Raw genomic sequence first — 11,837 nt, forward strand, 5'->3', positions numbered from 1 at the left:
GGAACCAATAGCAGCCGTTACCCAAATAACGGATATACACCCAAAACCTCCCTAATCGTGCAAAGCCTTAGCCGCCCCCAACAACCCCCGAAACTTCAAATATCGCGCCTGCAAAACAGCCTGTTGAGCGCCGTCCGGGAAAAACCGTTGCTTCACCGGCATCCCCGCCTGCAAGAGCGCCGCACCCTGGCCGCTCGACAGGAACCCCAACTTCGCCGCCCCAATACACGCCCCCAACTCACTGCCATGCAACGTATAAATCTCCCGCCCAAGAATATTGGCCAACAACTGCGCCCAATACTCACTGCGCGCCCCACCACCCACCAACGCACAAGCCCCCACCGTGGCCCCGGCCGACTGCACTGCATTCAATGCATCCAGCAACCCGAACCCGACGCCCTCCATCACCGCATACCCCAGCATGGCCGGCGTGCAGTCATGCCCCAGGCTCATGAAACCACCCCGCAACAACGGGTCGTTATGGGGCGTGCGCTCCCCCGCCAAATACGGCAAAAACAACGGATTGGAAACCGGCACGCCCTGCCCGATCGGCCACTCGGCCTGCACCCGATCCAGCAACGCCTGCTCATCAACCGACCCCGTCAACCGTGTCACCCACCGCAAGCAACTGGCCCCGGCCAGCATCGCCCCCATGGTGTACCAACGTCCAGGCAACGCATGACAAAAACCATGCACCGCACTCGCCGGATTCCCCGCCGAGTGATCAGTAATCGCCACGATGGCCGCACTCGTCCCCAACGTGATAAACGCATCACCCGCATTCACCGCCCCTATGCCCACCGCCGCCACCGGGTTGTCCCCGCCACCGCCGGCAATCACCAGGCCCTCGGCCAAGCCCAGTCGCCCCGCCGCAGCCGCATTCAAACAAGCACTGGCCGCGCCACCTTCTACCAGCCGTGGCATCTGCGCCAACCGCAAACCCGTGGCCTGCAGCATCGGTTCAAACCATTCACGGTTGGCCACATCCAGCCACAGCGTCCCCGCACCATCGGACACATCACTCACGCGCTCACCACTCAAGCGCAGGCGCAGGTAATCCTTGGGCGACAGCACGCAATCAATGGCGCTGAATACCGCCGGTTCATGCTCCTGCAACCACAGCAGCTTGGGCGCCGTGAGACCGGCCATCGGCAAGCTGCCGGTGACGTCGGCAAACTCACTGCCCAAGGCTTCTGCCTGGGCCATGGCACGGGAGTCATCCCAGAGAATCGCCGGGTACAACACCCGGTCGTCTTGCCCCAGCAACACCGCCCCGTGCATCTGCCCGGACAACCCGATGCAGCCGACACGGCCGTAGGCATCCGGCTGATCAGTGCGCAGTTGGTCCAGGGCCTTCAGGCATGCTTGCCACCAATCCTCAGGCGCCTGCTCGGACCAGCCTGCATGCGGGCGCGAGACCGTCAGCCGCGCGCCCGTATGGGCGAGGACGTTGCCTTGCGCGTCCATCAGGATCGCCTTGAGTTCCGAAGTGCCGAGATCAATGCCAAGGGAAACCGCGTTGTTCATATCAGGGGCAGCCGCATGAGTTACGAATCTTCAGGGTGGGCGCGAGCCGCACGCTGTGTGTTTTACGCTTGGGCGACGCCATGCGCTCAAGCAGCAGGTTGACCGCCCGGGCGCCGAGTTCCTGGACCGGCTGTGCGATCAGGGTCAGGCGTGGCACGAAGAAATCCGCCCAGTCAAAATCATCGAAGCCCACCAGGGCCATCTGCCCGGGCACGTCGATATTCGCATCACGCAAGGCGTGCATCGCACCCAGGGTCATCAGGTTGTTGCCCGCCATGATTGCCGTGGGCGGTGTTGCCAGGGCCAATAACTGCGCGGTCGCTTGCCGTGCCGGCTCGCTGCTGGAACCACCGTTGACCAGCAATTGCGGGTCAAACACCAACCCTGCCGCCTGCAACGCGGCTTGATAGCCGGCCACGCGCTCATCGGAAGTGCCCAGCCCCGCCCGCCCGGAAATAAAGCCGATGCGCCGGTGGCCATGCTCGATCAAGTGCGCCACCAAAGCCTGGGTAGATAGGGTATTTTCCACCCCGACCTGATCGAAACGATCACACATCATCCGGTCCACCAGCACCGCCGGCACTTGATTGGCCTGCAGGTATTCCAGGGCCAGCGAACCGGTAGACGGCGCCAGCAGAATGCCGTCCACCCGCCGATGGTGCAGCGCCGTGACCACACGCAGTTCCTGTTCGGGATCGTCGTGGGTATCGACAAACAACATCATGTAGCCGTGCTTGGCGCACTCGGTTTCAATCGCGTGCACCGTTTCACTGAAGTAGTGGTTGGACAGCGCCGAGATCGCCACGCCAATCGTATTGGTGGTGGACCGCGCCAGGGAACGCGCCAGCGTGTTGGGGATGTAGCCCACCTGCCGGATCGCGTCCTGCACCGCTTGCACCGTGTCCGGGCTGACCTTGCGGGTGCCGTTCAAGACGTGGGAAACCGTCGACGTCGACACCCCTGCAATTCTTGCCACATCCTCCATGGTTGCCACGGTGCTCACTCCTGGGTGCTTTTAATGCTTGCTTGACCAACCGGCGTAGGAACCGACGTTATCGCGGGTTATCAATTTTGGCGCCAGCAGGGTAACCGCTTCGGCGGGTTGTTTGTCATTGAGAATGTCATTGCCGACATTGACGGCGGTCTGGGCCATGGCCCATGGGTCCTGGCTGGCGGAGGCCTGGATCAGGGTGTCGGTCTTCAGGGCATTCTCGATGTCCGGCGCGCCGTCCACGGAGGTGATGATGATGCCGCTGCGTTTCAGTTGCTTGGCCGCCAGGTCGCTGCCGATGGCTTGCGGGTCGTTGATTGCGAACAGGCCGTCGATTTTCTGGAAGCGCGTCAGGTAACCCTGCATCACGTTCAAGCCACCTTCGCGGGAGCCCTTGCCGTCCTGGTCGTCCGACAGCACCTTGATCTCCGGGGCGCTGGCCAGCGCGGCTTGGCAGCCTTTGACCCGATCGGTCACGGCGGTGACCTGCGGGCCGTTCTGAATGATCACATTGCCCTTGCCCGACAGTTTGTCGACGATGAACTGGCAGGCGAGCTTGCCGGCCTCGACGTTGTCGGTCTGCACCGTGGCATTCACGCCCTTGGCGTCGACGTCCACGGCCACCACCACGATCCCGGCATCACGGGCTTTCTTGATCGCCGAGGCCATCGCCGACGGGTCGACGGCGTTGAGCAGGATCAGGTCGACCTTGGACGAGATGAAGTTGTCGATCTGCGAGAACTGCTTGCTCAGGTCATAGTCGGCCGACACCGAGGTGACTTTCACCGCCGGGTTCAGCTCCTTGGCCCGCGCCGTGGCACCGTCGGCCAGGGTCACGAAATACGGGTTGCCCAGGGACCCCATGCTGATGCCGATGGCTTTCAGTTCACGGGCTTGCACCGCCTGGGACATCAACACGGCAACGCCCAGGGAGGCGACAACAGGAAACATGCGTTTGAAGTTCATGATGACTCTCTTGTGATTGTTGTTTGAGTGAAATCAGGTCCGCGCACCGGACTGGCGATAGCGATCCAGCGCTACCGCGCCAATGATCACGATGCCCTTGATGATGTACTGCCAGATATCCGAGACGCCCAGCAGCACCAGGCCGTTGGTCAATACCGCGATGATCAGCGCGCCAATCAGCGTGCCGCCGATGGTGCCGACGCCGCCGGTAAAACTGGTGCCGCCGAGGATCACTGCGGCAATCGCATCCAGCTCATAGGATTGCCCCAGCTGCAGGCCATTGGCGGCGAACAGGCGTGACGCGCTCATCACCGCGCCCAACCCGGCCAACGCACCGGACATGGCATAGACGAACAGCAGGACCTTCCACACCTTGATCCCCGACAGCCGCGCCGCTTCCGGGTTGCCGCCCACGGAGTAGATTTGCACCCCCATCACCGTGCGCCGCAGGATGAACCACGACAGCGCAATCACGGCCACGGCAATGATCACCAGCCAGGGCACGCCCAGCACCGAATCGTTGCCAATAAAGGCAAACGGCAAATCAGGGTTGAACACGGTTTTGTCGTCGGCCAACAGGCGTGCCAAACCGCGCATGGCGGTCAGAGCACCCAGGGTGACGATAAACGGCGGCAGGCGCATGAAGGCGATCAGGCCGCCGTTGACCAGGCCCAGCAACAGGCCGAAGCCAACCCCGGCGGCAATCCCGAACATGCCGAACTGCGGTGACATCGACGCTTGCAACGCAACCACAGCCGAAGCCGCAAGAATCGCTCCCACCGACAAGTCGATGCCCGCCGTGAGGATCACAAAGGTCATCCCCGCTGCCAGCACCACGTTGACCGACGCCTGCTGGGTGATGATCGACAGGTTCTGCACCGTCATGAAGTTTTCGCTGGCCAGGGCAAAACCCACCAGCAGCAGCACCAGCACCGGCAACATGCCCACCGTGCGCATCAGTTCGCGAATACGCTCAGCCTTGCCGATCGTTGCCACAGTCATGGTGTTGCTCCTGCTTGTCGTTGAATTAGCCATGGGCGGCCACCTGTTCGCTGCCGGTGGCGAGGTCGATGATCGCCTCCTGGGAAATATCCAGCCCCGATGCCCCGCCCACTTCGGCCACCAGTTGCCCTTCGCGCATGATCAGCACGCGGTCGCAGGTGCCGATGATTTCCGGCAGTTCGCTGGAGATCACCACGATGCCCACGCCGGCCTTGGCCAACTGGTTGATGATGCGGTAGATCTCGGATTTGGAGCCGATGTCCACGCCACGGGTGGGCTCGTCGAGGATCAGCACATGCGGCTTGACCTCCAGCAGCCGTGCCAGCAGCACCTTCTGCTGGTTGCCACCGGACAACGCGCCGACGTTGACCTTGCCCGACGCCACGCGGATCGACAGGGACTTGATCGCATCGCGTGAGCGTTGTGCGGCGTGGCCACGGTCGAGCACGCCACCGGCATGGGCATCCGGCACACACGCACAGACGTTGATGTTGTCGGCCACGCTCATGTCGAGAAACAGACCCTGGGCCTTGCGGTCCTCGGTGAGGTAGACGACACCGGCACGAATCGCATCCGCCGGGTTGCGCAGTTGGGTCACGGTTTTGCCGACCACCTCCAGGGTGCCGGAGGTGCGTGGGTCGGCGGCAAAGATCAGCCGTGCCAGTTCGGTACGCCCGGCGCCCACCAGGCCGGCGATGCCCAGCACTTCACCGGCGTGCAGGTCAAAGCTGCAGTTGCGCACGCGCTTGCCGTCGGCCATGTCACGCACGCGCATCACCACCTGGCCGGGGTCGTAGGCCGCATGTTCCTTCTTGTAGAAACCTGACAGGTCGCGGCCCACCATCATCTTCACCAGCACTTCGGCCGACAGCACGTCCCGCGCCAGTTCGCCGACGTACTCGCCGTCCCGCAGCACCGAGACCCGGTCCGACAGCTCGTAGATTTCCGCCATGCGATGGCTGATGTAGATGATCGCCAGGCCCTGGCTGCGCAGCTGTTTGATCAGCGCGAACAGGCGGTCGGTCTCCCGGGAGGACAACGGCGTGGTGGGCTCGTCCATCACCAGGATTTTTGCGTGGGCATGCAAGGCCCGGGCGATTTCCACCAGTTGGCGCTCGGCGATGGACAGGCTGGCGACGCGGGTGGTGGGCAGGAACTCCGCACCGAGCCTTGCCAGCACCTCGGCCACCCCGGCTTCCATGCCCTTGCGGTCGATGGTCCAGCCACGGCGCAGTTCACGGCCCAGGTAAATGTTCTCGGCCACCGTGAGGTTCGGACACAGGCTCAGTTCCTGGTAGATCACGGCAATGCCGAGGGCTTTGGCGGAGGCTGGGTTGTAGCTGGCGACGGGCTGGCCATCGATGCGGATGGTGCCGCCATCATCGGCCTGGTAGGCACCGGAGAGGATCTTCATCAAGGTCGATTTGCCGGCGCCGTTCTCACCCATCAAGGCGTGGATTTCACCGGGGTAGACCTTCAGGCTGACGTTCTTGAGCACCCGCAGACCGTTGAAGGTCTTGCTGATGCCCTGCATTTCAAGCAAGGGTTCAAGGCTCATGACTGAGCTCCTGGTTTTATTATTGTTGTGTTCGGGCGTTTGCCGATGGCAGTCATCGGCAGACCTGATTGCTGCCGACTCTAATCAGATACATTTGCTTACGCAAGCGCTTGCGTCAGCCGTTTATCGTTTGATTAAACGTTTCACCTGATGAATAAATGTTCACCCAGCGACCTGGAGTGACTAATTGCAGATAAAACCGCCGTTTTTCCACCTTCACCTATCCGATTGAGTGTTTTTTTAAAAATAACACCGCGTTTGGCCACTACGATCCCTGTCGGTTGCGGTTTATCTGCTATCGTCCAAAGACCTCATCTCCTCCTCATCGCGCGTGCGCGATCTTCTGTGAGCATGCTCTGCGGCGCCGCCTTTGGCAGCGTCGGGCCTGAAGTTCACGGAACACTGCACCATGGACAACTCTTCAGTCGACAGCCCGGCGGAGCCGCAATCCCGGGCTGAAAAAATCGTCGAATTCAAACGCCAGAAAACCCTGCTCAAGGCCGGCGCCTTGCAAGACGCGATCTTCAACAGCGCCTACTTCTCCAGCATTGCCACCGACGAAAAAGGCGTGATCCAGATCTTCAACGTCGGCGCCGAACGCATGCTCGGCTATGCCGCCGCCGATGTGCTGAACCGCGTCACACCGGCCGACATTTCCGACCCCGCCGAGCTGATCACTCGCGCCGCCGCCCTCAGCCTGGAACTGGACACACCGATCACGCCGGGCTTTGAGGCCCTGGTGTTCAAGGCCTCCCGGGGCATCGAAGACATTTACGAACTGACCTATATCCGCAAGGACAACAGTCGCCTGTCGGCCATGGTGTCGGTGACCGCCCTGCGCAACCGCAACGACGCGATCATCGGCTACCTGCTGATCGGCACCGACAACACCGCGCGCAAGCAGGAAGAGGCGCAACGCAAAGGCTTTGAGCGCGCCCTGGAAGAGAAGAACCTGGAGCTGGAACACGCCAGCCACATGAAGTCCGAGTTCCTTGCCACCATGTCCCACGAGCTGCGCACGCCGCTGAATGCGGTGATCGGTTTTTCCGAGGCGCTCAAGGACGGCCTGGTGGGCGACATGAGCGATATCCAGCGCGAGTACATCGGCGATATCTTCACCAGCGGCCAGCACTTGCTGTCGCTGATCAACGACATCCTCGACCTGTCCAAGGTCGAGGCCGGCATGATGGACCTGGAACTGGAAGCCGTGGAGTTGGCCGGCCTGTTGGCCAACAGCCTGCTGATCGTGCGGGAAAAGGCCGCATTGCAGCGCATCCAGTTGAAACTCGAAAGCCCGGACGACTTCGGCGCGCTGGAACTGGACCTGCGAAAGACCAAGCAGATCATCTACAACCTGCTGGCCAATGCGGTGAAGTTCAGCGAGCACGGCGGCTCCGTGACGCTCTCGGTGCGCGAGGTGAATCGTGGGCAAGTGGGGCAGATTCCCGGCGACTGGCCCACCCACGGCTTTGCCCTGCAGCCCAGCGAACATCAACAGTTCCTGGAATTGAGCGTGAGCGACACCGGCATCGGGATCGCCCGGGACGACATGAGCAAGCTGTTCAAGGCCTTCAGCCAGATCGACAGCAGCCTGGCGCGCAAATTCGAAGGCACGGGCCTGGGCCTGGCGATGGTCAAGCAACTCACCGACCTGCACGGCGGCAGTGTCGCCGTGGCCAGCCGCGAAGGCGAAGGCGCGCGGTTTGTGGTGTGGCTGCCGCTGCACCGTGCCGCAGATGCGGAGGCCCCATGGCCGAAATCCTGATCGTCGAAGACAACGAGGCCAATATGCGCCTCGCCCGCCTGCTGCTGGTGAACGCCGGCCACAGCGTGTTGTGGGCCGCCGATGCCGAGACCGGGCTGACCCTGGCCCGGGAAAAACAACCGGCATTGATCCTGATGGACATCCAGTTGCCGGGCATGGACGGCCTGGCAGCCACGTCACTGCTCAAGCAGGACCCTCATACCGCGCACATCCCGGTGATCGCCCTGACGGCCATGGCCATGAAGGAAGACCGTGACAAGACCCTGCGGGCCGGCTGCGATGCCTACATCATCAAGCCCCTGCGCTACAAAGAGCTGTACCAGGTAATCGACACGCTGCTGCAAAAGAACATTACTCCCTCGACTTGAGTCCTCTCCATGGCCAGCCAACCCGCAACGCTGTTGATCGTCGATGATGAAATCCAGGTGCGCAAGCTGCTGGAAACCCTGCTGCGTCACGAGGGTTACCAGACCGTGAGTGCCGCCAGTGGTGAAGAAGCCTTGCAGTTGGTGGCGCAGCGGCCGCCTGACTTGATCCTGCTGGACATCATGATGCCGGGCATGGACGGCTATGAAGTGGCCAACCAGCTCAAGGGCAACCAGGCCACGGCGAACATTCCGATCATCATGCTTTCGGCATTGAGTGAGTCCAGCGCGCGGCTCAGCGGCCTGGAAACCGGTGCCGAGGAGTTCATCAGCAAGCCGGTGGAGCGGGTCGAGTTGTGGCTACGGGTACGCAACCTGCTGCGGCTCAAGGCCCACGGCGATCGGTTGAAAAACCATAGCCAGTTGTTGGAGCAGCAACTTCAACACCACCAAAATGAGTCCTCGCGGTTGAATGTGCATGACCTGGCGCGCCTGGACCTGGAAAAAGCCCTGCGCCTGGCTGTCGAGCGCGAAGAATTCGTGCTGCATTACCAACCCAAGGTCGAACTGGCCAACGGTCAGGTGTGCGCCCTTGAGGCCCTACTGCGCTGGGACCGGCCTGGTTACGGTGCAGTGTCTCCGGCGGTCTTCATACCGATCCTGGAAAGCCAGGGCTTGATCGTCACGCTCGGGCGTTGGGTGATCGACAACGTGTGCCGCCAGATCGCAGCCTGGCAATCCGGCACGGTGGGGGCGGTGGAGGTATCGGTGAACGTTTCGGGGCATCAATTGATCGAGGGCGACCTGATTGCCGATATCGCCCAGTCCCTCGCCCAGGCCGGCGTAGAAGCGCATTGGCTGGAAGTTGAATTGACCGAAGGCTCGCTGATGGAGAACACCCAGCACACCATCGCCAGCTTGCAGCGCCTGCGGGCGATGGGGGTGAAGATCTCCATCGACGACTTCGGCACCGGCTATTCCAGCCTGGCCTACCTGCGGCGGTTTCCGATTGATACGCTGAAAATCGATATCGCGTTTATCCGCGAAGTCACCAGCAACCCGCAAGACGCGGCCATCACCCGCACCATCATCGAACTGGCCCACAGCCTGAAGCTGCGAGTGGTGGCCGAAGGCGTGGAAACCCAGGCGCAGCTGGAGTTTCTGCGGGAAGCCGGCTGCGATCAGATCCAGGGGTATCTGTTCAGCCGGCCTTTGCCGATGAAGGACCTGGAGCGCCTGCTGCTGGATAAGCGCAGTCTGGTCAGGCCGCAGCCTCACTGACTTCGAACAACCCCACCAGCTTCTGCAACTTGTTGGCATTGACCCGCACGGTTTCCGCGCTGGTCTGCAACACCCCTACGGTCAGGCGCATTTGCTCCGAAGAGTGGCTGACCTGCTTGATGGTCTTGCCATAGTCGAGGCTGCGGGCGTTGAGCTGCTGGATGATGCTGAACATGCTCTCCACCGCCTGGTGCAGGTGCACGTTCTCCGAGGAGGCGTCCTCGGCCAGGCGCAGGCTGCTGTCGACGTTGGTCACGCCGTTTTCCATGAAGCCTACGGCCTTGCGGGTTTCGCCTTGCAGGCCCTCGACCATCTGGCGAATGTCTTCCGCTGCCTTGGAAGTGCGTGACGCCAGGGTGCGGACTTCGTCGGCCACCACCGCAAAACCGCGGCCATGCTCGCCCGCCCGCGCCGCTTCGATGGCCGCATTCAGGGCCAGCAGGTTGGTCTGGTTGGTGATGTCGCTGATTAACCCGGTGATGTTGCTGATCTGTGCCATGCGGCTGTCCAGCAGTTGCACGCTTTCCGAGGAGCGCTGCACCACATCGCGAATCGACTGGGTGCCGACCTGTACCGCGAGGAATTGCTCGCGGGCCCGGCTGACCACCTCGTCCATGGCCTGCTTCATTTGCTCGGCGCTCACCGAGGCTTGCTGGATTTCTCCCAGTTGCTCTTCAACGATGATCATCATGCGGTGGGTGGCGTCGGCCACTTCATGGGACATCAACCCGGCCGCCTCGCTGCGGCCGAGCATCAATTGGTTGGTGTTGCCAACGCTGTGGCTGGCCTTGACCACCTGGCCGACCACCGAATCCAGGCGGTCGATGAAGCTGTTGATCCAGCGGCTCATGTCGCCGGTTTCGTCGTTGACCATGCGCCCGCTGTCCAGGCGTTGGCGCAGGTTGCCCTCGCCTTCGGCAATGGTGCGGATGACCTCGGTCATTTCATTCAGGCGTGCGGCCAGGCGCCTGGGGCCCAGGCGGCTGAACAGCAAGGCCGCGACGACCATGCTCAGCACCTCGCACGCATCGGTCCAGGCGGCGGGCAAACCACTGTAGTGACGGACCAGGAAGTTGCAGGCAAACAGGCCGGCCATGGTCGCCAGATAGGGCTTCATCAAGCCGTGGCTCAGGGAGCGCCGGCGGTAGACCTCTTCCAGGTCGGCCTCGCACATCATTCCCCAGCGATCCGGCGAGCCCGGCAGTTCGAAGGTCACGCCCTTGCCCACCACCGGGATGTGACGGTAGTCGGAATAGCCGGGATAGGTGACAAACAGGTTCGAGCCCTTGCGGATGGTTTCCCGCACGCCGGGGTGCAGTTGTTGGGTGGCGGGGTCGATAAACCGCAATTCCAGCTCGGTGTGGCGCTGGATCTGTACGGTTTTCCAGGGTGTGTGCACGCCGCTCTTGAGATTTTCACCGTGGGTGAAGGTGCCGTCCTCGAAGCGTGAGCGGGACAGCGCAATGCCCGGCTGCAGCGCCGGGTCGAAGCGCGATTGCACCATGAACAGGTAGTTATCGCCGGACTCGGGGAAGATATGCCCGGCCTCGCGCTGGATCAAATCCCCGAGTATGTCGTTGGGCACCCGACCGCAGAGGCAGCCGACCACCCTGCCCTCGCGGGTCAATGGTTGGTAGAACATCAGGGTCACTTCGTCATGGAAGCGCGAAGACGAAGGGCCGATCTGCAAGGTCAGCGGGTCGCTGTAGGGACCGTGGAGGAATGGCGCCTTGAGCCCGGCGGCCAGGGCTTGTTGATTGAGCGCGCGGTGACTGGCCTGGCTCCAGGTACTCGCCAGTAGTTCGCCCTTTGGGTCGACGATAAACAGCTCGGAGAAATCCCCGGCCTGGTGCAGTTTTTCCAGCAGCAGGCTGTTGTCGGTGAGCACGGAATCGCGGGCCAGTGTCGTGGCCAGTTCGTTGAGGTGTTCCCACTGTTCGCGGGTCCAGGTTTGCAGGAGTTTGACCCGGGTTTCGGCAATGGCCTCGAAGGTTTGCTCCATCACCGGGTACACCGCGCGGTTGAGGTGGCAGGACCAGCCCATGGCGAACTTGCCGGTCTTGCCCCACCAGGGCAGCCAGCTTTTCTCGGCGGAAGATAACTGCATCGTGCTGCTCGACAGGCTGCTCATGGCGGACTCCGGGAGTGATGTCTAATTGCCATATTTCAAGGCAATTAATGCGCCAATTAGCTAGCTTGCTATTGATTAGGCTGTTGGGCCTGCCATGCGGGTCAACGGGAGCGAGCTTCCTCGCTACAAAAAGCTGCATGCAATCAAGAGCATGCACCAGCGGGTGGCAGTGAGATCGCTTGTCGGGTGGGATGTCCCAAGGGGACCGTGCCGGGCTGACCATCTCATTAGGGCTCTGCCCCGCCTGTCGG

Annotated in this window: 9 protein-coding genes; 3 read left to right on the forward strand and 6 right to left on the reverse strand. The window is 62.0% G+C overall.

The window, feature by feature from the left end:
• Positions 1–51: 51 nt before the first annotated feature.
• Genes xylB through HX824_RS02520 form a run of 5 tightly spaced genes read right to left on the reverse strand, consistent with a single transcriptional unit; the run spans position 52 to position 6,044 of the window.
• Positions 52–1,527 (reverse strand): xylulokinase, encoded by a 1,476-nt coding sequence (xylB, locus tag HX824_RS02500; RefSeq protein ID WP_177054100.1) that lies wholly within the window; start codon positions 1,525–1,527, stop codon positions 52–54.
• Between the two features lies 1 nt (position 1,528).
• Positions 1,529–2,521 (reverse strand): LacI family DNA-binding transcriptional regulator, encoded by a 993-nt coding sequence (locus tag HX824_RS02505; RefSeq protein WP_177009862.1) that lies wholly within the window; start codon positions 2,519–2,521, stop codon positions 1,529–1,531.
• Positions 2,522–2,542: 21 nt separating this feature from the next.
• A complete protein-coding gene (locus tag HX824_RS02510; protein WP_177054101.1) occupies positions 2,543–3,484 on the reverse strand; it encodes an ABC transporter substrate-binding protein in 942 nt (313 codons plus the stop codon).
• Between the two features lie 33 nt (positions 3,485–3,517).
• Positions 3,518–4,486 carry a hypothetical protein gene (locus tag HX824_RS02515; protein ID WP_003209708.1) on the reverse strand — a complete coding sequence of 323 codons (969 nt, stop codon included), beginning with the start codon at positions 4,484–4,486 and terminating at the stop codon, positions 3,518–3,520.
• Between the two features lie 25 nt (positions 4,487–4,511).
• Entirely contained in the window at positions 4,512–6,044 is a 1,533-nt protein-coding gene (locus tag HX824_RS02520; protein ID WP_003209705.1) for a sugar ABC transporter ATP-binding protein, read from the reverse strand.
• 409 nt (positions 6,045–6,453) lie between these two features.
• On the opposite strand from HX824_RS02520, the gene HX824_RS02525 reads away from it, so the two are divergent.
• Genes HX824_RS02525 through HX824_RS02535 form a run of 3 tightly spaced genes read left to right on the forward strand, consistent with a single transcriptional unit; the run spans position 6,454 to position 9,455 of the window.
• Positions 6,454–7,809: a HAMP domain-containing sensor histidine kinase gene (locus HX824_RS02525; RefSeq protein WP_087692323.1), complete on the forward strand. Its 1,356-nt coding sequence runs from the start codon at positions 6,454–6,456 to the stop codon at positions 7,807–7,809.
• Positions 7,794–8,177 (forward strand): response regulator, encoded by a 384-nt coding sequence (locus tag HX824_RS02530; protein ID WP_008430409.1) that lies wholly within the window; start codon positions 7,794–7,796, stop codon positions 8,175–8,177. Before HX824_RS02525 ends, HX824_RS02530 begins: the two co-directional genes overlap by 16 nt.
• A 9-nt stretch (positions 8,178–8,186) precedes the next feature.
• Complete coding sequence (locus HX824_RS02535) at positions 8,187–9,455, forward strand: EAL domain-containing response regulator (RefSeq protein WP_177054102.1); 1,269 nt, start codon at positions 8,187–8,189, stop codon at positions 9,453–9,455.
• Here the strand turns inward: HX824_RS02535 and HX824_RS02540 are convergent.
• Complete coding sequence (locus HX824_RS02540; protein WP_177037383.1) at positions 9,436–11,586, reverse strand: methyl-accepting chemotaxis protein; 2,151 nt, start codon at positions 11,584–11,586, stop codon at positions 9,436–9,438. The two genes, HX824_RS02535 and HX824_RS02540, sit on opposite strands and share 20 nt — an antisense overlap.
• Positions 11,587–11,837 lie beyond the last annotated feature (251 nt).

This window comes from Pseudomonas sp. D4002 (assembly GCF_013385665.1).
Lineage (GTDB): Bacteria > Pseudomonadota > Gammaproteobacteria > Pseudomonadales > Pseudomonadaceae > Aquipseudomonas.